Origin of the sequence: Pseudomonas campi, from assembly GCF_013200955.2 — a bacterium.
GTDB classification, from domain to species: Bacteria; Pseudomonadota; Gammaproteobacteria; order Pseudomonadales; family Pseudomonadaceae; genus Aquipseudomonas; species Aquipseudomonas campi.
The window spans coordinates 4,206,770-4,227,674 of record NZ_CP053697.2; the positions used below are offsets into that span (position 1 = coordinate 4,206,770).

At 64.7% G+C, this 20,905-nt stretch carries 18 protein-coding genes; 3 read left to right on the forward strand and 15 right to left on the reverse strand.

Annotated elements, in window-relative coordinates; translation table 11 throughout:
* Positions 1-11: 11 nt before the first annotated feature.
* The 9 genes from HNE05_RS19370 to HNE05_RS19410 form a co-directional block, all read right to left on the reverse strand.
* The gene (locus tag HNE05_RS19370; RefSeq protein WP_173210417.1) at positions 12-2,207 is read right to left on the reverse strand and encodes a hypothetical protein; all 2,196 of its coding nucleotides are present in this window, start codon (positions 2,205-2,207) and stop codon (positions 12-14) included.
* Between the two features lie 535 nt (positions 2,208-2,742).
* The gene (gene desA, locus HNE05_RS19375) at positions 2,743-3,930 is read right to left on the reverse strand and encodes a delta-9 fatty acid desaturase DesA (protein WP_173210419.1); all 1,188 of its coding nucleotides are present in this window, start codon (positions 3,928-3,930) and stop codon (positions 2,743-2,745) included.
* A gap of 313 nt (positions 3,931-4,243) precedes the next feature.
* Positions 4,244-4,459 carry a TOBE domain-containing protein gene (locus HNE05_RS19380; RefSeq protein WP_013793202.1) on the reverse strand — a complete coding sequence of 72 codons (216 nt, stop codon included), beginning with the start codon at positions 4,457-4,459 and terminating at the stop codon, positions 4,244-4,246.
* A 55-nt stretch (positions 4,460-4,514) separates the two neighbouring features.
* A complete protein-coding gene (ssuB, locus tag HNE05_RS19385) occupies positions 4,515-5,315 on the reverse strand; it encodes an aliphatic sulfonates ABC transporter ATP-binding protein (RefSeq protein ID WP_173210421.1) in 801 nt (266 codons plus the stop codon).
* The gene (gene ssuC / locus HNE05_RS19390) at positions 5,312-6,106 is read right to left on the reverse strand and encodes an aliphatic sulfonate ABC transporter permease SsuC (protein WP_173210423.1); all 795 of its coding nucleotides are present in this window, start codon (positions 6,104-6,106) and stop codon (positions 5,312-5,314) included. The genes ssuB and ssuC overlap by 4 nt, the downstream gene beginning before the upstream one ends.
* A 235-nt stretch (positions 6,107-6,341) precedes the next feature.
* Positions 6,342-7,490, reverse strand: a complete 1,149-nt coding sequence (ssuD, locus tag HNE05_RS19395; RefSeq protein ID WP_173210426.1) for an FMNH2-dependent alkanesulfonate monooxygenase — start codon at positions 7,488-7,490, stop codon at positions 6,342-6,344.
* A gap of 163 nt (positions 7,491-7,653) precedes the next feature.
* Positions 7,654-8,616, reverse strand: coding sequence for a sulfonate ABC transporter substrate-binding protein (locus HNE05_RS19400; protein WP_173210428.1), 963 nt, complete (start codon positions 8,614-8,616; stop codon positions 7,654-7,656).
* A gap of 143 nt (positions 8,617-8,759) precedes the next feature.
* Complete coding sequence (ssuE, locus tag HNE05_RS19405; RefSeq protein WP_173210430.1) at positions 8,760-9,353, reverse strand: NADPH-dependent FMN reductase; 594 nt, start codon at positions 9,351-9,353, stop codon at positions 8,760-8,762.
* 9 nt (positions 9,354-9,362) lie between these two features.
* Positions 9,363-10,001, reverse strand: coding sequence for a peroxiredoxin (locus tag HNE05_RS19410; protein ID WP_173210432.1), 639 nt, complete (start codon positions 9,999-10,001; stop codon positions 9,363-9,365).
* 216 nt (positions 10,002-10,217) lie between these two features.
* Between HNE05_RS19410 and HNE05_RS19415 the strand changes: the two genes are divergently transcribed.
* A complete protein-coding gene (locus HNE05_RS19415) occupies positions 10,218-11,213 on the forward strand; it encodes a sulfate ABC transporter substrate-binding protein (protein ID WP_173210434.1) in 996 nt (331 codons plus the stop codon).
* Between the two features lie 557 nt (positions 11,214-11,770).
* Here the strand turns inward: HNE05_RS19415 and HNE05_RS19420 are convergent.
* The 5 genes from HNE05_RS19420 to HNE05_RS19440 all read right to left on the reverse strand — a co-directional run bounded on the left by HNE05_RS19420 (position 11,771) and on the right by HNE05_RS19440 (position 17,171).
* Positions 11,771-12,724, reverse strand: a complete 954-nt coding sequence (locus HNE05_RS19420; protein WP_173210436.1) for a hypothetical protein — start codon at positions 12,722-12,724, stop codon at positions 11,771-11,773.
* Between the two features lie 473 nt (positions 12,725-13,197).
* Positions 13,198-13,929, reverse strand: a complete 732-nt coding sequence (locus HNE05_RS19425; protein ID WP_173210438.1) for an ABC transporter ATP-binding protein — start codon at positions 13,927-13,929, stop codon at positions 13,198-13,200.
* 1 nt (position 13,930) lies between these two features.
* On the reverse strand, positions 13,931-14,758 hold the full coding sequence (locus tag HNE05_RS19430; RefSeq protein WP_173210440.1) for an ABC transporter permease: 828 nt from the start codon (positions 14,756-14,758) through the stop codon (positions 13,931-13,933).
* Positions 14,759-14,763: 5 nt separating this feature from the next.
* Positions 14,764-15,753: an aliphatic sulfonate ABC transporter substrate-binding protein gene (locus tag HNE05_RS19435; protein ID WP_173210442.1), complete on the reverse strand. Its 990-nt coding sequence runs from the start codon at positions 15,751-15,753 to the stop codon at positions 14,764-14,766.
* Between the two features lie 95 nt (positions 15,754-15,848).
* A complete protein-coding gene (locus HNE05_RS19440; RefSeq protein WP_173210444.1) occupies positions 15,849-17,171 on the reverse strand; it encodes an OprD family porin in 1,323 nt (440 codons plus the stop codon).
* Positions 17,172-17,540: 369 nt separating this feature from the next.
* On the opposite strand from HNE05_RS19440, the gene HNE05_RS19445 reads away from it, so the two are divergent.
* Positions 17,541-18,515, forward strand: coding sequence for an aliphatic sulfonate ABC transporter substrate-binding protein (locus tag HNE05_RS19445; protein ID WP_173210446.1), 975 nt, complete (start codon positions 17,541-17,543; stop codon positions 18,513-18,515).
* Complete coding sequence (locus tag HNE05_RS19450) at positions 18,505-19,731, forward strand: acyl-CoA dehydrogenase family protein (protein WP_173210448.1); 1,227 nt, start codon at positions 18,505-18,507, stop codon at positions 19,729-19,731. The genes HNE05_RS19445 and HNE05_RS19450 overlap by 11 nt, the downstream gene beginning before the upstream one ends.
* A gap of 183 nt (positions 19,732-19,914) precedes the next feature.
* Here the strand turns inward: HNE05_RS19450 and HNE05_RS19455 are convergent, their stop codons facing one another.
* The gene (locus tag HNE05_RS19455) at positions 19,915-20,820 is read right to left on the reverse strand and encodes a sigma 54-interacting transcriptional regulator (RefSeq protein WP_173210450.1); all 906 of its coding nucleotides are present in this window, start codon (positions 20,818-20,820) and stop codon (positions 19,915-19,917) included.
* Positions 20,821-20,905: the final 85 nt, after the last annotated feature.

The following is a 20,905-nucleotide window of genomic DNA, read 5'->3' on the forward strand; positions in this document are numbered from 1 at the left end:
AGGGCGGGGCATCAATATGTATGGGTATCCCAGCGCAGGTCGAAGCCCAGCAGCAGCTGCCAGTCCTCCAGGCCCTGGTCGTAGAGGTCGCTGTCCTGCTTGGCGTAACTGCTCTTTATGAACCAGTCGATGCCGGGGTTGAGGCCATCGGGCTGCATCTGCGTCCAGGTCAGCTGCAGGTTGGCGGTCTGCTGCAGCATGCTGTCGCCGAGGAAGTCGCCATCGCCGAAGTGGCTGGTATCGCGGCCGCGGTAGTAGGAGGCATTCAGCAGCCAGCGTTCGGGGACAATCTGCCAGGCCACATCCAGGCCCCGGCTGACGCTGCGGTAGAGATTGTCGTCGTCGCTTTCCTGCTGCTTGTTCCACTGCCAGCTGGTGGAAATGCTCAGCACGTCCCAGGGCATGTAGCCGACCTGCAGGGTGGTGAAGCGGTTGCGCTGGTCGGACGGCGGCTCGTAGATCAGGTAGCCGTTCTGCTCCACCGCCTGCGAATCGTCGCGGGTTTCCTGCAGCGTGTGCTGCACCGACCAGTTCCAGCGGTTGTGGTAGAAATTCACCCCGACCAGGCTTTCACGCGTCTCGTCGTTGAGGTCGAAACCGACCACCTGGGCGTCTTCGCGATCCTGGCGGCGGCGGGTCTCGGTCACCCCGGCATTCAGCGAGGGCATACCGAGGATGCGCCAGGGCAAGGCGTTGCTGTCAACCATCGGGTAGTAGTAGAGGTTGAGCACCTGGCGGTGGGCGACCTGGTCGGCGATGTCGTCCTGGTCATCGAGGTTGTTGGTCTCGCGCGCCAGCTCGGCCTCCACCTGCAGGTTGCCGACGAAGGCCTGCCAGTTGGCGCGATCCAGCTGCAGGTCGCCGGGTAGCGAGAGGTTGCCCAGGGTGAAGAAGTCCAGGCCCACCTCGCGCCGCTGCAAGGTCAGGTTCCACTGGTCGAACGGCCCGGAAGGGAACCATTCACCGGAGCTGAACTGGGTCTGCAGGTCGTGCGAGGTATCCGTGCGCGCGTCTTCGCCGATGCCGAGTCCGTCACTGTCGAAGCTGGAATGGGCGTAGTCGCCATGCAGCCACAGGCTGTTGTTGCCCAGGCGCGAGTCGACCGCGATGTTCCAGCTGTCGCCACCGTAGCGGGTCTGCTGATCCGGCGACCACCAGCCGACACCGCTGTCGGTGGTCTCGCCATTGAGGTAGGCGGTGCTGAACTGCAGCCACTGCGGGTTGTCCTGCAGCGGGGTGAAGGTCAGCAGGCCACCGGCACTGCGTTCCTCGCTGCTCTGCGGGTAGCCGAGGCGGCGCCGGTAGTCAGTCAGCGGCTCGCTCTGCAGGCCGAACACTTCCAGCTGCAAGGGGCTGTTCAACGCATCACCGAGGGTCAGCGCCACACCGCGGCGCTGGTAGGCGCTGAACAGCAGGTCCTCGCGCAGCACGTTGTAGGTGCCCAGGGCCAGGCCCTGGCGACTCAGGCCCGTGCCGCGCGACGCGGCCAGGCGGTAGTTGGGCAGCTCCCATTCATAGCCGTTGGGGTTGTTCTCGCTGAGGTTGTCGTACAAGGCATCCAGCTCACCCTGCCACTGCCAGTCGGCGCCGGCGCCCTCGCCGCGGTAGCTGACACCACCATTGCTGGTGTAGCGCGGGCTATCGGGGTAGTTGGCAGCATCCTTCTCGTCGACCCGGTAGTTGTTGCTGAGCAGGCCATAGAGGGTATAGCGGTGAGCGGCCGGGGCAGCATCCTGGGCATAGGCTTCGACCGCCGTGGCGGCCTCTTCGCTGGCCGGTTCCGCCGCCAGCACTGCGGTCGTGTCCGTCGCCGGATCGACTGCGGCCGGCGCCTCGTCGTTCGCCTGCGGCGCGCTGCCGGCAGCCACTTCGACGCTGGCTTCGAGCAGGGTGGCGACGTTGCCGTTGGCATAGAACACCAGCACCAGCAGCGGGTGGCTGCCGTCAGCCAGCGGGCTGGGCATGTCGAGGAGGAAATCGCTGTCGCTGCGGCTAATCAGGGCGCTGACGTCGTAGCCATCCAGTTCCACGGCCAACTGGTCACCGGCACCCAGCGTCTCCAGACCGAGTACGCTGAAACTCAGGCGGGTCTGCCCAGGCGCCAGGTTGAGCACGTCCTCGGCCGCAGCCTGGCTGGCCAGACTACCGAGCAGGAACACCGCGCAGCAGCGACGGGTGCTTGTAATCAGCCGGTGCACGATGCTCATGGCCATACCTGCTCCGTGGTGCCAGCCCAGCGACCACGCGCACCCGGCTGGGTAGCCGGCGAGGTTCACTGGAGCACAACCGCGGCGCGCAGCGGCGCACGGTCGGGTTGGGGTTTGCCACAGCCGCATACCGGCACTGTGGCCCATGCCGGCTGGCGGTCTTGCTGGCGCGTCGCCACACGTGCTGCCGGGCAACACACATCGTAGACCAGGGGCGGGGCGAGCAGGAAAACACGGGGTGAGGACATCGGGTGGCACTCCGGGCAGATGGCTGTCACCCCTCTGTCGTAGTTCCGCGTGTCAGCGGTTCACTTTATTTGCGTGGCTGAGTGATGAAACTGCGCAAAACGAAAAAGCCCGCCAAAGGGCGGGCTTTTTCATCTCGGTGCAACTCAGAACCTATCTACGATCTCGCGAGCTAGAGCCAGACAAGGCGAAATCGGGCGAGGGCGCGGAGTTTACGAGCTGTAAATGAGCAGCCCGAGCCTGATTTCAACGCCGTATGGCCGACGCGCAGCAGATCGTAGACAGGTTCTCAGGCCATGGCGGCCGGGCGCAGCGAATAGGTCTTAAGCTGCTCGGCGAACTCACGCAGCGACTGGATGCCACTGGCCTCGGCCTCGCTTACCCACTGCTTGATCGCTTCGAGCATGTCGTGGCCATTGCTGCTGGTTTTGACCCAGATCTGCTGCAGGGCCAGGCGCTTCTCGTAGATCACCTTGAGTGCCTGGCTCTGTTCCAGCATGCGCTGGATACGCGCCTGGTGGGTCTCGTCGAGCAGACTCGGCTCACGCGAGAGCAGACGTTTGGCACGGTGGAACTGGTGGCGGACCGAGGCGTCGGCCTTGGCCAGTTCCTGCTTGACCAGCGGTGCGATGACCAGCTTGCGGTACTGCGCCATGATCTGGAAACGGTTGTTGAGGATGGCCATGGCGGTGTCCATGTCCAGATTGCGCTTGCCTTCCACGCGGTGAGCGATCGGCGCCACGCGCTGTACCTTGGCCATACGCAGGAAGCTGAACAGCTGGATCCAGGCCCAGCCCATGTCGAACTCCCACTTCTTCACCGACAGCTTGGCGCTGTTCGGGTAGGTGTGGTGGTTGTTGTGCAGCTCCTCACCGCCAATCAGGATGCCCCAGGGCAGCAGGTTGGTGGCGGCGTCGCGGCACTCGAAGTTGCGGTAGCCGACGGCATGGCCGAGGCCGTTGATCACGCCTGCGGCCCAGACCGGGATCCACATCATCTGGATCGCCCAAACGGTCATGCCGAGCACGCCGAACAGAGCCAGGTCGATGATCGCCATCAGCACGATGCCGGCCATCGGGAAGCGCGAATAGACGTTACGTTCGACCCAGTCTTCCGGGCAGTTCTTGCCGTAGATACGCAGGGTTTCCGGATTTTTGGCTTCCTGCTGGTAGAGCTCGGCACCGGTGCGCAGCACGGTACTCAGGCCCTTGATCACCGGGCTGTGCGGGTCATCCACGGTTTCGCATTTGGCGTGGTGCTTGCGGTGGATGGCGGTCCACTCACGGGTATTCTGGCCGGTGGTCATCCACAGCCAGAAACGGAAGAAATGTTTGAGCGCCGGATGCAGCTCCAGCGAACGATGCGCCGAGTAACGGTGCAGATAGACGGTGACGCTGACAATGGTGATATGGGTGATCACCAGGGTCACGGCGATGAGTTGCCAGACCGACAGATCGAGAAAGCCGTTGTACCACATGGATGGTGTTGCCTCGCAGGGATATAGACGCCGGTCCGAACCACGGACCCATGGGCATTATCCTTATGCGCCTGGATAAAACCAGCACAGTATTGAGTTCAGCTTACACTTGTACTGCGCGCCTATAATGCGGGCTCGTCCATTCCTCCGCCATAGCCGGCCAGCGGGAAGTCGACGCAGGCGCCGCACTGGCGTGTATCTGCGTGTTACCGGCAACCACCTTCGATGCCTGCAGCACTTCAGCCCGAGCCTGGCCCGACGCATCCTCGCGCCTGGCTCAGCCCTGGCTGAACAGCTGGGATACCGGCATGGCTCAGAGCTTGGCGATCGACACCTCGGTGGATTTGACGAAGGCGATCACTTCGCTGCCCACGCCCAGTTCCAGCTCGCGCACGGAGCGGGTGGTGATCACCGAGGTGACGATGCCGGCGGCGGTCTGCACATCGATTTCCGACAGCACGTCGCCTTCGACGATTTCCTTGATGGTGCCTTTGAACTGGTTACGTACGTTGATGGCTTTGATGGTCATGGTATTGCTCCTTGGGTCATGGGTAGCCCGGATGCAATCCGGGACAGGGGTTTGCTCAAAGCGCCCAGCGCAATTGCGTGGGCAGGGGTGAAACGGGTTCCGCCTGGGGCGGCAGTGCGGGCAGCGCCAGCACGCGGTTGAGCACTTCGGCTTCCAGCGCAGCCAGGCGCGCCGAGCCACGCTGACGGGGCCGTGGCAGCTCGACCGGTAGATCGAGACCAATCTGGCCGTCCTCGATCAGGATTACCCGGTCGGCAATGGCCACCGCCTCGCTGACGTCGTGGGTAACCAGCAGCACGGTGAAACCATGCTGCTGCCACAGGCGTTCGATCAGTTGCTGCATCTCGATACGGGTCAGCGCATCCAGGGCGCCGAGCGGCTCATCGAGCAGCAGCAGGCGCGGCTGGTGGATCAGCGCACGGGCCAGGGCCACGCGCTGCTTCTGCCCACCGGACAAGGCCGCCGGCCACTCGTTGGCGCGGTCGGCCAGGCCTACGGCGGCCAGCGCGTCACGGGCCTTGGGCTGCCAGTTGCCGGACAGACCCAAACCGACGTTGTCGATCACCCGTTTCCACGGCAGCAGCCGGGCGTCCTGGAACATCAGCCGGGTGTCTTCGCGGGCGGCGGACAGCGGGCCTTTGCCCGCCAGCAGCTGACCACCACTGGGCGAGTCGAGCCCCGCCAGCAGGCGCAGCAGGGTGCTCTTGCCGCAGCCGCTGCGACCGACTATCGCGACGAACTGGCCGGCCGGGATATGCAGGTCGATGGCGCTCAGCACCTGGCGCTCGCCGAAGGATTTGTGGATGCCTTCGATGGCCAGGGGAATGCCCTGGCGAATGCTGTGCAAGGCGCTCATTGGTCACCTGCCTTGGCCTGGTAGGCCGGGTGCCAGCGCAGCCACACGCGCTCCAGGCCACGGGCGGCCAGATCCGCCAGCTTGCCGAGCACGGCGTAAAGCAGGATCGCCAGCACCACCACGTCGGTCTGCAGGAATTCACGGGCGTTCATCGCCAGGTAACCGATGCCGGCACTGGCGGAAATGGTCTCGGCGACGATCAATGTGAGCCACATAAAGCCGAGGGCAAAGCGCACGCCAACCAGGATCGACGGCAGCGCGCCGGGCAGGATCACCTGCCAGAACAGGCCGATGCCTTTCAGGCCATAGCTGCGCGCCATCTCCACCAGCGCCGGGTCGACGTTGCGGATGCCGTGGTAGGTGTTCAGGTAAATCGGGAACAGGGTGCCGAGGGCGACCAGGAAGATCTTCGCGCTCTCGTCGATGCCGAACCACAGGATCACCAGCGGGATCAGCGCCAGGTGCGGCACATTGCGGATCATCTGTACCGAGCTGTCGAGCAGGCGCTCGCCCCATTTTGACAGGCCGGTAATAAAGCCCAGCACCAAGCCCAGACCGCCGCCGATGGCGAAACCGATAGCAGCACGCTGACCACTGATGGCCAGGTGGGTCCAGATCTCGCCACTGGCGAGCAGCGCCCAGCCGGCCGCCAGTACCGCGCTCGGCGCCGGCAGGATGCGCGTGGACAGCAGGCCGGCGACCACAGCGATCTGCCACACCGCCAGCAGCGCCAGCGGCAGGGCCCAGGGCGCCAGGCGCAGGCCGATTTTGTGTAGCGTTTGCGTCGACATGCTCAACGCTCCTTCACTATGTGTATGGACAACCACCCTCTCCCCCAGCCCCTCTCCCGCAAGCGGGAGAGGGGAGCCAAGCCCGTGCCAGCGAACTAGCTGGCAGCGCAGATCTGCTCCCTCTCCCATTTATGGGGCGAAGGCGGAAATAGCGAAGCCCTGCTTCGCCCGCTGTAGCGCCCTGAGCCATGCGAAGGGCCGGGGCGCGGAGCGGGGCCGGGGGAGAGGGTGCCTTTCAACTCGCGGCTGCCGCCTTGGGCAGAATGTCGCTGGAGATCATTTCGCCGAACGGGCTGACGTAGCCGCGGCTCTGCGGGCGCTCCGGCTGGGCGACGTCCAGGTGCGGGAACAGCAGCTCGGCGACCCGGTACGACTCTTCCAGGTGCGGGTAACCGGAGAAGATGAAGGTGTCGATGCCCAGCGCGGCGTATTCCTTGACCCGTGCCGCTACGGTCGGGCCGTCGCCGACCAGGGCAGTGCCGGCGCCACCGCGTACCAGGCCGACCCCGGCCCAGAGGTTGGGACTGACTTCCAGCTTGTCCTTCTTGCCGCCGTGCAGGGCAGCCATGCGTTGCTGGCCGACCGAGTCGAAGCGCGCCAGGGAAGCCTGGGCACGAGCGATGGTGTCGTCATCGACATGGCTGATCAGCTTGTCGGCGGCCTTCCAGGCCTCTTCGTTGCTCTCGCGCACGATCACGTGCAGGCGGATGCCGAAGCGCACTTCGCGGCCCTGGGCCGCAGCCTTCTCGCGCACCTGGGCGATCTTCTCGGCCACTGCGGCCGGCGGCTCGCCCCAGGTCAGGTACAGCTCGACCTGCTCGGCGGCGAGGTCCTGGGCGGCATCCGAGGAGCCGCCGAAATACAGCGGCGGACGCGGCTGCTGGATCGGCGGGTAAAGCAATTTGGCACCCTTCACCTGGATGTGTTTGCCGGCGTAATCGACGGTTTCGCCTTCGAGTACGCGGCGCCAGATGCGGGTGAATTCCACCGAGGCTTCGTAGCGCTCGGCGTGGGACAGATTGAGGCCGTCGCCGGCCAGTTCGTCCGGATCGCCACCGGTGACCAGGTTGAACAGCGCGCGGCCGTTGGACAGCCGATCCAGGGTCGCGGCCTGCCGCGCCGCCACCGTCGGGGAAATGATCCCGGGGCGCAGGGCGACCAGAAATTTCAGGCTCTGCGTCACCGGGATCAGCGAGGCGGCGACCAGCCAGGAGTCCTCGCAGGAACGCCCGGTGGGGATCAGCACCCCGCCGAAGCCGAGGCGATCAGCCGCCTGGGCGATCTGACTGAGGTAGCCATGGTCGACGGCGCGCGCGCCCTCGGCGGTGCCGAGGTATTTGCCATCGCCGTGGGTGGGCAGGAACCAGAAAATATTCAGGCTCATGGAGGGGTCTCCTTGGTCATACGTAGCCCGGATGCAATCCGGGGCGGGATTTCCCGGAGTGCATCCGGGCTACTCGAAGCATTTGAGTGACAGTCGCCTCTCCCGGCCCTGCGGGCCACCCTCTCCCATTTATGGGAGAGGGGCTGGGGTAGAGGGAGGGCCGTTACTGCTGCGCCACCTTGACCGGCGGCGCCCAGATCACGTCCTTGATGGTCAGGCGCTTGGGGATCAGCTTGAGGTCGCTGAAGGTGTCGGCGATCTGCTGCTGCGCCGCCACCACTTCGGGGCTGATGAACTGCGCGCCGTAGGCCTGACGCTCTACTGCCGTGCGCGTGATCGCCGGCGACAGACCGAGCAGCGGCGCCACCTGGGCGGTCGCCTCGGCACTGTTGGCGCGGGTCCACTCGCCGATGCCACGGATTTCCTCGACCAGCACGCTGACCACCTCGGGGTTCTGCAGCGCATAGGGCTTGGCGGCCAAGTAGAACTGGTGGTTGGCCACCAGACCCTGGCCGTCACGCAGGCTGCGCGCTTGCAGCTGATGCTCGGCGGCTGCCTGGAAGGGGTCCCAGATCACCCAGGCATCGACGCTGCCACGCTCGAAAGCGGCGCGGGCATCGGCCGGCGGCAGGTACACCGGCTGGATGTCGCTGTACTTCAGGCCGGCGTCTTGCAGGGCACGCACCAGCAGGTAATGCACGTTGGAGCCCTTGTTCAGGGCGACTTTCTTGCCCTTGAGCTCAGCCACCGATTGCAGCGGCGAATCCTTGGGCACCAGGATCGCTTCGCTGGTCGGCGCCGGCGGTTCGTGGGCCACGTAGAGCAGGTCAGCCCCGGCCGCCTGGGCGAAGATCGGCGGCGCTTCGCCGGTGGTGCCGAAGTCGATGGAGCCGACGTTCAGCCCTTCGAGCAGCTGCGGGCCACCGGGGAACTCGGTCCACTGCACCTCGATGCCCTTGTCGGCCAGGCGCTTCTCCAGCGAACCCTTGGCCTTGAGCAGCACTAGGGTGCCGTATTTCTGATAACCGATTCGTAGCGTTTCGGCTTGAGCTTGAGTAATGGCGCCAAAGCTGATGGCCGCTGCAAACAGGGCGACCAGGCTCCGACGCAAAGTGATAGTGCGCATGGCGCTCTCCTTTGCAATTCGTGATTTAGGTGTCGACCTGCTCGCCCGTTGGCGGGTGAGTAAGGAGGGGTGTTGCTGTGTCTCACGGGTTTCACCCGCCCTACGCACCAGCGATCCGTAGGGCGGGTGAAACCCGCGTTGGTTCAGATACTCCAGCGGGCATTCACCAGCCGGTCGTTCAATAACTGTGGATCGATTGGCTGCGGCCGGCGGGCCAGGGCGGCGAGCAGTTGCTCGATCGACTCGTCCAGCCGCTCGACCAGCTCGCTATCCAGCTGCGCCGGACGCTCGCCCTCGGCATAGGCGATCTGCTTGTCCACGGCGAATACGCCATGCAGCATCTCCTGGGCCTTGAGCGCCGCCAGCACCGGCTTCAACGCGTAATCCACGGCCAGCAGGTGCGCCGGGCTGCCACCACTGGCCAGCGGCAGGATCACCTTGTGCGCCAGGGCGCGCTCCGGCAGCAGATCGAGCAGCACTTTCAGCGCGCCGGTGATCGAGGCCTTGTACACCGGCGTCGCCACCACCAGGCCATCGGCACTGGCTACCACGGCCTGCAGCTGCTGCACCGCCGGGCTGTCGAAACGGGCGTGCAGCAGGTCCTCGGCCGGGAAGTCACGCACCCGCAGCAGGGTCACTTCGACGTGCTGGGCGCGCAGGCGCTGAGCGACATGCTCCAGCAGCACTTCGGTGCGCGAACGCGCTGCGGGGCTGCCAGACAGCAGAACTACGTGCATGGCCAGTCCTTACCGGTTCGGCTGCGGGGTCAGGCGCAGGTAGGGTTTCACCGCGCGATAACCCTGCGGGAAGCGCCGGGCGATCTCGTCCTCGTCCTTCAGCGACGGCACGATCACCACTTCGTCGCCGTCCACCCAGTTGGCCGGGGTGGCGACCTTGTGGCTGTCGGTCAGCTGCAGGGAGTCGATCACCCGCAGGATCTCGTGGAAATTGCGCCCGGTGCTGGCCGGGTAGGTGATGGTCAGGCGCACCTTCTTGTTCGGGTCGATGACGAACAGCGAGCGCACGGTCAGGGTGTCGTTGGCGTTCGGATGGATCAGGTCATACAGGTCGGAGACCTTGCGATCGGCGTCGGCGATGATCGGGAAGTTAACCCGGGTGTTCTGGGTTTCGTTGATATCGTCGATCCACCTCAGGTGCGAGTCGACCGGGTCCACCGACAGGGCGATGGCCTTGACCCCACGTTGGGCGAACTCGTCCTTGAGCTTGGCGGTGAAGCCCAGCTCGGTGGTGCACACCGGAGTGAAGTCGGCCGGGTGGGAGAAGAGAATGCCCCAGCTGTTGCCCAGCCACTCGTGGAAACGAATGCGGCCTTCACTGGAGTCCTGTTCGAAGTCGGGGGCGATGTCGCCCAGGCGGATGGTCATGCTGCTGCTCCTTGAGAGTCGTGGCGTGGGGCTCACTATGCTCAGGAACGAAAACGAATAAAAAGAATAAATAATGATTTATTTATTCCATAAAGAGATATGCAGCGAATCATCGACCGCCTCGCACAAAGGCATAAGCATCAAATTATTTATTCTTTCAAAGAATAAAAACTCCCTCCTATAGTCGCTGCGTTCCCCTTCTTCCAAGGACGCCCGATGAAACGCCTACTGCCCGCCACGCTCCTCGCCACCGGCCTGCTCCTCGCCCCGCTGACCCAGGCCGCTACCCTGCTCAACGTCTCCTACGACGTGATGCGCGACTTCTACAAGGACTACAACGCCGCCTTCCAGCAGCACTGGCAGGCCGAGGGTGGCAAGCCGCTGCAGATCCAGATGTCCCACGGCGGCTCGAGCAAACAGGCTCGCGCGGTGATCGATGGCCTGGCCGCCGACGTGATCACCATGAACATGGCCACCGATATCAACGCCCTCGCCGACAATGGCGGGCTGGTGCCCAAAGACTGGGCCGAACGCCTGCCCAACCACAGCGCGCCGTTCACCTCAGCCACCGTATTTATCGTGCGCAAGGGCAACCCCAAGGGCCTGAAGGACTGGCCGGACCTGCTCAAGGACGGCGTGCAGGTGGTAGTGCCCAACCCGAAGACCTCGGGCAACGGCCGCTACACCTACCTGTCGGCCTGGGGCTATGTGCTGGAAAAAGGCGGCGACGAAAAAGCCGCCAAGGACTTCGTCGGCAAGCTGTTCAAGCAGGCGCCGGTACTCGACACCGGTGGTCGCGCCGCCACTACCACCTTTATCCAGAACCAGATCGGCGACGTGCTGGTGACCTTCGAGAACGAAGCCGAGATGATCGCCCGCGAGTTCGGCCGTGGCAGCTTCGAAGTGGTCTACCCGAGCGTCTCCGCCGAGGCCGAGCCACCGGTGGCAGTGGTCGACAAGGTGGTCGACAAGAAAGGCACCCGCAAGGAGGCCGAGGCCTACCTGAAGTACCTGTGGTCCGACGAAGCCCAGCGCATCGCCGCCAACAACTACCTGCGCCCACGCAACCCGGCGATCCTCGCCGAGTTCGCCGACCGTTTCCCCAAGGTCACCTTCTTCAACGTGGTGAAGACCTTCGGCGACTGGCCGGTGATCCAGAGCACCCACTTCAAGGATGGCGGGGTGTTCGACCAGATCTATGTCGCGCAGTAAGACGCGCCCGCACTGCAAAAGCCCGGCCCTGTGCCGGGCTTTTTCATACCTGCGACACAGACTTGCGGGCTGATTGCTTGCAGAGCTGAAATTGTCCGCGGCACAGCTCTTTGCCGAGCACCTCGACACTTTTGGTTTCGCCCCGCCGGGCGAGTCACTTTCTCTTGTCTGGCCAAGAGAAAGTAACCAAAGAGAAGGCCACCCCTACATCCGGCCCTGCGCTTCGCTCCGGGTTCGTTCGCTCCATCGCCGTTCCAGGGGCCCGCCGCGAAGGGCCATCCCTGGCCCATCGCGGCTCTCGCGGCATCCATGCCGCTCAACCCCTTCCACGACGATTACGTTCACCCTTCTGAAGGGGAATTGGCGTTGCCTGTCGAATTGTGCAGACAGAACAAAAAGCCTTCAGACAGCTCGGAGCCTAGAACCCGTCAGGAGGCCGAGCGTAGGTGTTGTGCAGGGGAAGCCGCATGGATGTGTAAGCGCACGCCACATTTGGCACCTCCTAGCTCTTCATTTGGCATAGACATCTGATGCGCCGGCCAGCAGATTTCAGTAGGTCAGTCGGCTGAATGCATTTTGTGTCGGTGATAGCTGCAGATCGGGCTGAATGCATCCTCGCCTTCGAGCAGTGTTCCACAGACCTCACAGTGGGTGTATTGCCCAGGTTCGTAATGGCAGGCTACACAAATTTGTTCGGCATAGACGTAGGCCTGTTCACCGCATCCAGGACACTCATCCGATGCCGGTGGTTGACCGGCTTTCCGCCGGTTGTAGTTTTCACCCAGCAAGCTCTCAACAATTGCCATGCCGATTACCACTTCATAATCAGTAAGCGCTTGGCAAGCTAGACACTCAAAGAAAGCGTGGGGGCCGGCCGTCTCGTCTTTAAGCTGTATAAGTTGAGAGTCACAATGGCCACACCGCATCTTGTCGATACTCGATGCAACAACTTTGTAAGGCCACTGAATTGCAGCGAGCTTCTTTTGGCATGCCGCGACTTCGCCCTCATGGAACGACGCTACCGCTAGCATCATGTCCCAGCACTCATCACCGAACAGATCAGCCGGTCTCTGCCCTAGGTGAGGTTCACAGAACTCAGTAAGCAATTGCAGCGAGCTAGCGACTACCTCCTTCATCAAATTCACAGGGTGTTTGCTGAAGTAGTGTTCGACGTCGTTGCGTATTTCCCGAAGCTTTTGCAAGCGCTTCCAGTCAATCCCTGAGATGCCTAGAGCTTTCAGCCGAGCTTCAATATCAGCAGCATCGACGCTGAGGTTCCCTTTCCCCTTCCAGATTGGGGCCCCCGACGGGTCAAGGGCCAGCTCTAGACGTGCTTTAAGCAAAGAGTCATTTGAGCCAGTAGGGCTCAGCGCTTGTAGCTTGTGCTTGAAGATCAGCAGAAGCCCGGCGTACACGTTCCGTATAGCTGAGAGCACCCTCCTTGGATCATCGCTATGGTAATCCTCCATGCCGATCTGGATCGAATCCACTGCATTTTTGAGAATCGACACGAACCCTCCTTGGGGAAGCGCCCATAAAGCGCGTCAGAAGGGCGTTAGGATCGTTCTTTTCGTATTTCAGCGCTACAGCTATGGCTAAGAGTCGGATTGGCATCGAGCGATCGAGGCGCAGGCCTTGTGTCGCGGATTCTTCCGGCTCATCTTGCCCCTGTGCCATACATCTACCCCCTCACAGGATGCGGCGAGAGGCGTAAAAAGCTAGGGATGGGCCTTGAACGCCGGCTCCCGGAGCGACACCGGAGGGAGGGAAGTTTCGCGCAGCGAAACCCGGATGCCGGGCGCGCTTTCTCTTTCGCGCGAGCAAAGAGAAAGTGACTCGCCCGGAGGGGCGAAACCAGAGGTATTGGAACACTCAGTAAACAGCCATGTGCAGAGAACGCTACCGGCACCAATCAGCTCAAAAGTGCTGAACATAAAAAACCGGGCCTTGCGGCCCGGAAACGTGCTTCCACCTTGAGGTTCTTTTACAGCGCGTGGGCCTGGTACAGCGCGGTCAGCGCCTCGCCGCGCAGGTAGGCCAGTTCCACCGCGCGGCGATCACGCGGGCGGGCCAGCGGGACATTCAGTTCCAGCTGCAGGCGGCTGGGTGTGCCACCGAGGATCAGCACCCGGTCGCTCAGGTAGAACGCCTCGTCCAGGTCATGGGTGACCAGCAGCAGGGCGATGCCGTAATGCTCGGCGAGGGCCACCACCAAATCCTGCAGTTTCATGCGGGTGAAGGCATCCACCGCACTGAAGGGTTCATCGAGCAGCAGCACCTGCGGCCGGCCGAACAGGCCACGGGCGATGGCCACGCGCTGGGCCATACCGCCGGAGAGTTGCTTGGGCAGTTTCTCGGCATGCCCGGCCAGGCCGACATCCTGTAGCAGCTGGCTGACCCATGCGGCATCGGCTGCGCGGCCGGCGGCAAAGCCAACGTTCTCCACCACCGTCAGCCAGGGCAGCAGGCGCGGCTCCTGGAACACCACGCCGATACCGCTGCCACGGCCGAAGCCGAGCAACGGGTTGAGTTCCAGACTGCCGGAGAAGTCGCGATCGAGCCCGGCGGCAATGCGCAGCAGGGTGCTCTTGCCGCAACCACTGGGGCCGAGCAGGCTGACGATCTCGCCGGGGGCCAAGGCCAGGCTGATTTCATCGAGCACCCGTACGCCGGCGAAGGCCTTGCGGATGCCCTGCAATTGCAGCAATGCGCTCATCTCATGCCTCCCCACCGCTGTAGCTGTCGCGCCAATGCAGGGCGCGGCTTTCCAGGTGTTTCAGCAGACCGTCGCTGAGCTTGCCGAGCAGCGCGAGCAGGACGATGGCGGCGAGCACCAGGTCCGGACGCGACGTCTCGCGGCCGTCGCTGAGCAGGTAGCCGAGGCCCTGGGTGGCCGCGATCAGTTCGGCGGCGACGAGGAACATCCAGCTCAGGCTGAGCGCCCCGCGCAGGCCGGTAAACAGGTTGGGCAGCGCCGCCGGCAGGAGGATGCGGCGGGTCAGAGCGAAGGCCGGCAGGCCATGCAGCTGGCCGACTTCCACCAGTTTGCGATCGACCCCGCGAATGCCGGCGAGCAGCGCCAGGTACACCGGGAAGAACGCGCCGAGGGCGATCAGCACGATCTTCGGCGTCTCGTCGATGCCCAGCCAGAGCAACAGCAGCGGCACCCAGGCCAGGCTGGGAATCGCCCGCAGGGCCTGAAAACTGGGCTCCAGGTAGGCCTCGGCACGGCGGCTGAGGCCGACCCAGGCGCCAATCAGCACAGCCAGGCCGGCACCGCAGGCAAACCCCGCCGCTACCCGCGCCAGGCTGACGCCGACATGCCCCCACAGCTCACCGCTGGCCGCCTGCCAGTACAGCGTCGCGCCGATCTGGCTGGGCGCCGGCAACTGGTGCGCCGGTACCCAGCCCAGGCGCACCAGAACCTCCAGCAAGCCGACCAGCACCAGCGGCAACACCAGGCCGCGCCAGCTCGCCAGGCCGGGGCGGCGCCAGCGCGGTAGGCGCATGGCACTGCGCAGGGCGAGCAGGCTGGACGCGGGCATGGCCGTTACTCCGCCTTGGCCACGGGCTGGCCGATGACGCTGGCCGCCAGTTGCGGGCTGATCAGTTGCTCGACGGTGGCGGCCACATCAGTGCCCGGACGCACCAGTTGCTCCTCGACCAGGATCGGCGCGGCTGCCTTCAGCGCGGCAATGTGCTCGGGCCCCGGCTGCGGGTTGCTGAAGTCGGTACGCGACAGCTGCAGCTTGGCCACTTCCAGCGGCAGCTTGGCTTCACGGGCGAGCAGCTCGGCGGTCTGCTGCGGGTGGGTAACGGCCCAGTGGCGGGCTTTCTCGTAGGCGCCGATGACCTTCTCGATCAGCTTGGGCTGCTCCTTGAGGAAGCTGTCGCTGACGTTGAGCACGCCATAGCTGTTGAAGTCGACATTCCGGTAGAGCAGGCGCGAGCCGGCTTGCAGCTGGCTGGCGGCCAGGTGTGGGTCGAGCCCGGACCAGGCGTCGACATCGCCGCGCTCCAGGGCCACGCGGCCATCCGGATGCTGCAGGTGGACGATTTCCACGTCGTTCTTGTCCAGGCCGGCCGTCTGCAGGCTGCGCAGGAGGAACAGGTAAGGGTCGGTGCCCTTGGTGGCGGCGATCTTCTTGCCCTTGAGGTCGGCCAGGGTGTTGATCGGCGAGTCTTTCGGCACCGCCAGGGCGGTCCATTCCGGGCGACTGGCGATGTACACCGTCTTCACCGGGCTGCCGTTGGCGCGGCTGAGTACAGCGGCCAGGCCAGCGGTGGAGGCGAAGTCGATGCTGCCGCCGTTGAGGTATTCGAGAGAGCGGTTGCTGCCCTGGCTGAACACCCACTTGACGCGGATGCCGTCGGCGGCGAGCTGTTTCTCGAGAATGCCCTGCTCCTTCAGCACCAGGCTGGTGGGGGCGTAGTAGGCGTAGTCCAGGCGGACTTCCTTGGGTGTTTCGGCCTGCACGCCGGCGGCTGCCAGGGCGGCCAGCAGGGCGCTGAGGCCGTGACGCAATGTGAAGTGTTTCATGGGGTTCTCCTTGGCTCTTGGGCAGATGCCTTCCGGCCCGATGGCGGGCTGGTCAGGAGGTGGCGCCGGCGGGGTTCGCCGGCGCTCTGGGTGAATCAGAGGATTGGCAGGCTGTAGCTGAGGATCAGACGATTCTCGTCCTGGTCAGCCGCCGCGTTGCCGCGCAGGCTGGCGTTACGCCAGGACACGCCAAGGCCTTTGAGGGCACCGTCCTGCAGGGTGTAGTCGAGACGGAAATCGCGTTCCCATTCCTGCTTGTCGCCGTCGACCGAGTCGATGTTGTCGCCGGACAGGTAGGTGACGGTGGCTTTCAGGCCCGGTACGCCGACTTTGCTGAAGTCGTAGCCGTACTCGGCCAGCCAGGTGCGCTCGCCGGCACTGAGGAACTTGCCGATCTGGCGATCGGTGATCAGGTAGGCAGTGGCGCCATCGCCCTGGTTGAGGAACGGGAAGTTGCTGTCACCCGAGACCTGCTGATAACCGGCACTCAGCGCGTGGCCGCCGAGGCTGTAGGTGAACAGGGCGCTCCAGGTGTCGTTGTCCACTTCACCCTTGGTCACGCCATTGCCGTAGTAACCGGTGCTGACATAGCCATCGGCGCGCCCGGCAGCGCTGCCGTTCTCGCCATCGGAGTCGCTCTTGAAGTAGCGCAGGTCGGACTTCAACGCACCCGAGCCCAGGGCCAGGTTGTGGGTCAGGCCGAGGAAATGCTGCTGGTAGAAGTCTTCCAGGTTGCCGTAGTAGTACTGCGCCAGCAGGTTCTTGCCGATCTTGTAGTCGCCACCGGCGTAGTAGAAGGTGTTGCTGAACTGACCGGTCTGGGCGTTGTTGGCGCCACCGATCGACAGGCTTTCGCTGCTGCTCGAGCTGCGGCCCTTGGCGTGTTCCAGTTGGCCACCGATCAGGGTCAGGTTGTCGAGTTCATTGGAGGTGATCTGCCCGCCGTCGAAGGTCTGCGGCAGCAGGCGGCCGTCGTTGAAGGTCACCACCGGCAGCTTCGGCTGCAGGGTGCCGATACGCGCCTCGGTCTTGGACAGACGCAGCTTGCCGGTCAGGCCGAGGCTGCTGAATTGGTCCTCGGCGCGACCGTTTTCGTCGGTGGGGAACACCGTGCCGCTGTACTTGCTGGAGTCCGGGTTGTAGTGGCGGCCCTTACCGGAATCCAGCTTGATGCCGAGCAGGCCGATAGCGTCCACGCCGACACCGACGGTGCCTTCGGTGTAGCCGGAGATGTAGTTGAACTGGAAGCCCTGGCCCCATTCTTCCTGGGTGTTGGCATCCGCGTTGCGGGTGTCCTGATTGATGTAGAAATTGCGCAGACCGATGGTGGCCTTGCTGTCTTCGATGAAACCGGCGGCGCCGGCCTGCTGGGCGATGGCGCCGAGGGCGACGGCCAGGGCCAGGGATGACTTGTTCATGCTCGATGCTCCAGATGCGTTCTTGGTCTCGTATGGGCTGGGGCTCGAGCCGGCGGTCTGTGTGCCGTGCTGCTTAAGGAAAGAGAGCCCCTTTGATCGGGCTCGGTGCGGTGGTCCGCTGTCGGCTTGGGGTGCAATCTAGGGGATTTTTTTAATCCCTAAAAAGAATTGTTTTTCACTTTTATGTAACTAAAAGGAATATGAAGATTGCAGCAACAAACCCATAAGCTAATTCCTGAAAAGTATTTGTAGAGCGCTTTTTAGATCGACTAGCTTGTCTCCACCGGATCACCGGACTTCCTTTTTCCCCGAAGTTTGCTGTGCTCCGCCGCCTCGCAATGGCCGGAGTGCCCCTTGCAGAGGTCTGCCATGTTCCCTCATTCGTTTACCCGTCGCGCCCTGCTCGGCCTCGGCTTGAGCCTCGGTTTGCTCGCCGCCCTGCCGGTTCAGGCCGAAACCCAGCTGCGCATCGGCTACCAGAAATCCTCCACCCTGATCAGCCTGCTGAAGAGCCAGGGCACCCTGGAGCAGGCCCTGGCCGGCCAGGACATTCGCATCAGCTGGCATGAATTCGCCAGTGGCCAGCCGCTGCTGGAAGCGTTGAATGTCGGCAATATCGACCTGTCCGCCGATGTCGCCGACACCGTGCCGGTGTTCGCCCAGGCCGCCGGCGCGCAGCTCACCTACTTCGCCCAGGAAGCGCCCTCGCCCGCCGCCCAGGCGATCATCGTGCGCAACGACTCGCCGCTGCACCGCCTGAGCGAGCTGAAAGGCAAGAAGGTGGCGGTGACCAAGGCCGCCGGCAGCCACTACCTGCTGCTCGCCGCCCTGGCCAAGGCCGGACTGCAGTTCAGCGACATCCAGCCGGCCTACCTGACCCCGGCTGATGGCCGCGCCGCCTTCGAGAACGGCAAGGTGGATGCCTGGGTGACCTGGGAACCCTTCCTCAGCAGCGCCCAGCGCCAGCTGCCGACCCGCACCCTGGCCGACGGCCAGCAGCTGGCCAGCTACCAGCGCTACTACCTGACCAGCAATGCCTTCGCCAAGGCCCATCCGCAAGTCTTGCAGGTGGTGTTCAGCGAGCTGGTGAAGACCGGCGAGTGGCTGCGTGCCCACCCGGCCGAGGCGGCCAAGGTGCTCGGCCCGCTGTGGGGCAACCTCGACCCGGCTATCGTCCAGCAGGCCAACCAACGACGCAGTTACCAGGTGCGCGCGGTGCAGGCGGCCAACCTCGGCGAACAGCAGAAGATCGCCGACGCCTTCTTCGCCGAAGGCCTGCTGCCCAAGGCAGTGGATGCCAGCCAGGTAGCGATCTGGCAACCGGCGGTGAACCATGGCCAGTGAAGCCCGCCACCTGCACCCACAGGCCGAGCCGCTGCTGGATGCGCGGCTGTTCCCCGTCGACTTCGGCACCCTCACCAGCAAGGTCGAGCGCCTGGCGCGCAAGCTGGCCGACAGCGCCATCGAACGCGACAAGCGCGGCGGCCATGCGCGCGCCGAGCGCGAGCTGATCCGCGACAGCGGCCTGCTCAGCCTGGCCATCCCGCAGCGCTACGACGGCCAGGGCAAGAGCTGGCCGGAGATATACCGCATCGTCCGCCACCTCGCGGCGGCGGACAGTTCGTTGGCCCATTTGTTCGCCTTCAACCACCTGCAGGTGGCCACCATTCTCCTGCACGGCAGCGCCGAGCAGCAGCGCCACTGGCTGAGCCGCAGCGTGCAGGAGCGCTGGTTCTGGGGCAACGCCAGTAACGGCCGCGACCTGGGCCTGCAATTGCAGGCCCGCGAGGAACACTTCGAACTCAACGGCAGCAAATCCTTCTGCTCCGGCGCCCTCGGCGCCGATGCCCTGCTGGTTAGTGCGCCACGCGGCAAGAGCGCGACGGAGCGGGTGTTCCTGACCCTGCCGGCGCAGCGCGAAGGCCTGGCGATCAACGACGACTGGGACGCCTTCGGCCAGCGCCAGACCGACAGCGGCACGGTGCAGTTCGAGAATGTCTTCGTCGATCGCGACGAGCTGCTGGTCTCCGGCGGCCAGAGCCCACGCAGCAGCCTGCGGGTCTGCGTGTCGCAGCTGATCCTCACCCAGCTCTACCTGGGCAACGCCCAGGCCGCGCTGAATGGCGCCCTGCGCTACACCCGCGAGCAGGCCCGCGCCTGGCCCGGCTCCGGAGTGGCCACGGCGAGCGAGGACCCGCTGATCCAGAAGCGCTACGGCGAACTCTGGTTGCTCTACCGCGGCGCCCTGCTGCTGGCGGAACACGCCGCCGAACGTCTGCAGCAGGCCTGGGAGAAACCGGCACTGGGCGCCGCCGAGCGGGGCGAGGTGGCGTTGCTGATCGCCGAGGCACGGGTCGCGGCGGCCCGCGCGGCGCTGGAGATCACCAGCCAGGTGTTCGAGGCCATGGGCGCCCGCGCCACGGCCTCGCGCTACGGCTTCGACCGTTTCTGGCGCAACGTGCGGGTGCACAGCCTGCACGACCCGCTCGATCACAAGGTGCGCGACATTGGCCACTGGCTGCTCAGCGGCGTGCCGCCGACGCCGTCGCTGTATTCCTGAATACGCGTTTACACGGGGGCCGTCTCAGGCAGGGCGGCTCCCGTTTTTTTGCGTGCTGTTTGAATGCCGGGCCAGTAGCCGCTGCCGGTATGCCTCGCCGTAGGGCGGGTGCAACCCGCGCAGCCTTCCTACGCGGGTTTCACCCGCCCTACGCATGAGGTGGGGCTGCTAACGAAGCAACCGTCAGGACGCCAGCCGCTGCCGCAGCTCCGCCCGCTCCTCCGCCGTCAGCCGCGCCAGCTGTTGCTCGATCAGTTGCAACGGCGCACCGGTCGGCAGATTGAGGTGCTGCGGCAGGATCTCCGCGCCGCTGCTGACCAGCAGGGCGAAGTGGATGACGTTCTCCAGTTCGCGGGTATTGCCGTACCAGGGATGGCTTTCCAGGGCGGCCTGCACGGCCGTGCCGAGCAGCGGAATGGCCAGGCCCAGGCGCTGGGCGTAGATGCCGAGGAAATACTCGGCCAGCGGCAGGATGTCGCCCGGCCGCTCGCGCAGCGCCGGCAGGTCCAGGCGGCCTTCGTTAAGGTACAGATAGAGGCGCTCGCTGAACTTGCCGGCGGCCACCGCCTGGGCCAGGTCGATGCTGGTGGCGACCACCAGGCGAACATCCACCGGGGTCGCGTGATGGGCGCCGACGCGCAGTACCTCGCGGGTTTCCAGCACGCTCAGCAGCTGGTCCTGCAAGGCGCGCGGCAGGTCGCCGATCTCGTCCAGGTAGAGAGTGCCGCCGGTGGCCGAACCGAACCAGCCGGCGCGACTGCTGGCCGCGCCGGCATAGGCGCCGGCGGCGTAACCGAACAGCTCGGCCTCGCCCCACTGCGGGCTGATCGCGCCGCAGTTGACCGCGACGAACAGGCCGCCGCGCTCACTTTCGCGGTGGATATGCCGCGCCAGCAGCTCCTTGCCGGTACCGGTCTCACCGAGGATCAGCACCGGCAGGTCGATGGCAGCCAGCAGGTTGGCCTGCTCGCGCAACTCACGGGAGCGCGGGTCGACGAACACCAGCGCCTTGGCACGGATGCTCAGCGGACTCTTCTCCGTGTCGGCAAAGGTCAGCAGGGCTTGCTGGGGGTAATGGGGGCGGCTCATGGATCGGTTTCTCTGTGCGAGGTGAGCCGCCGCACAGCAGCGAGCTCAGGGTAAATGAGGGGCGTAGACGGGCGTGCCGCCAGGC

What these genes read in the sequence shown, in the direction of transcription:
- HNE05_RS19370 (WP_173210417.1), bottom strand. Translation starts at nt 2,207, where the DNA reads ATGAGCATCGTGCACCGGCTGATTACAAGCACCCGTCGCTGCTGCGCG.
- desA (WP_173210419.1), bottom strand. Translation starts at nt 3,930, where the DNA reads ATGTGGTACAACGGCTTTCTCGATCTGTCGGTCTGGCAACTCATCGCC.
- HNE05_RS19380 (WP_013793202.1), bottom strand. Translation starts at nt 4,459, where the DNA reads ATGACCATCAAAGCCATCAACGTACGTAACCAGTTCAAAGGCACCATC.
- ssuB (WP_173210421.1), bottom strand. Translation starts at nt 5,315, where the DNA reads ATGAGCGCCTTGCACAGCATTCGCCAGGGCATTCCCCTGGCCATCGAA.
- ssuC (WP_173210423.1), bottom strand. Translation starts at nt 6,106, where the DNA reads ATGTCGACGCAAACGCTACACAAAATCGGCCTGCGCCTGGCGCCCTGG.
- ssuD (WP_173210426.1), bottom strand. Translation starts at nt 7,490, where the DNA reads ATGAGCCTGAATATTTTCTGGTTCCTGCCCACCCACGGCGATGGCAAA.
- HNE05_RS19400 (WP_173210428.1), bottom strand. Translation starts at nt 8,616, where the DNA reads ATGCGCACTATCACTTTGCGTCGGAGCCTGGTCGCCCTGTTTGCAGCG.
- ssuE (WP_173210430.1), bottom strand. Translation starts at nt 9,353, where the DNA reads ATGCACGTAGTTCTGCTGTCTGGCAGCCCCGCAGCGCGTTCGCGCACC.
- HNE05_RS19410 (WP_173210432.1), bottom strand. Translation starts at nt 10,001, where the DNA reads ATGACCATCCGCCTGGGCGACATCGCCCCCGACTTCGAACAGGACTCC.
- HNE05_RS19415 (WP_173210434.1), top strand. Translation starts at nt 10,218, where the DNA reads ATGAAACGCCTACTGCCCGCCACGCTCCTCGCCACCGGCCTGCTCCTC.
- HNE05_RS19425 (WP_173210438.1), bottom strand. Translation starts at nt 13,929, where the DNA reads ATGAGCGCATTGCTGCAATTGCAGGGCATCCGCAAGGCCTTCGCCGGC.
- HNE05_RS19430 (WP_173210440.1), bottom strand. Translation starts at nt 14,758, where the DNA reads ATGCCCGCGTCCAGCCTGCTCGCCCTGCGCAGTGCCATGCGCCTACCG.
- HNE05_RS19435 (WP_173210442.1), bottom strand. Translation starts at nt 15,753, where the DNA reads ATGAAACACTTCACATTGCGTCACGGCCTCAGCGCCCTGCTGGCCGCC.
- HNE05_RS19440 (WP_173210444.1), bottom strand. Translation starts at nt 17,171, where the DNA reads ATGAACAAGTCATCCCTGGCCCTGGCCGTCGCCCTCGGCGCCATCGCC.
- HNE05_RS19445 (WP_173210446.1), top strand. Translation starts at nt 17,541, where the DNA reads ATGTTCCCTCATTCGTTTACCCGTCGCGCCCTGCTCGGCCTCGGCTTG.
- HNE05_RS19450 (WP_173210448.1), top strand. Translation starts at nt 18,505, where the DNA reads ATGGCCAGTGAAGCCCGCCACCTGCACCCACAGGCCGAGCCGCTGCTG.
- HNE05_RS19455 (WP_173210450.1), bottom strand. Translation starts at nt 20,820, where the DNA reads ATGAGCCGCCCCCATTACCCCCAGCAAGCCCTGCTGACCTTTGCCGAC.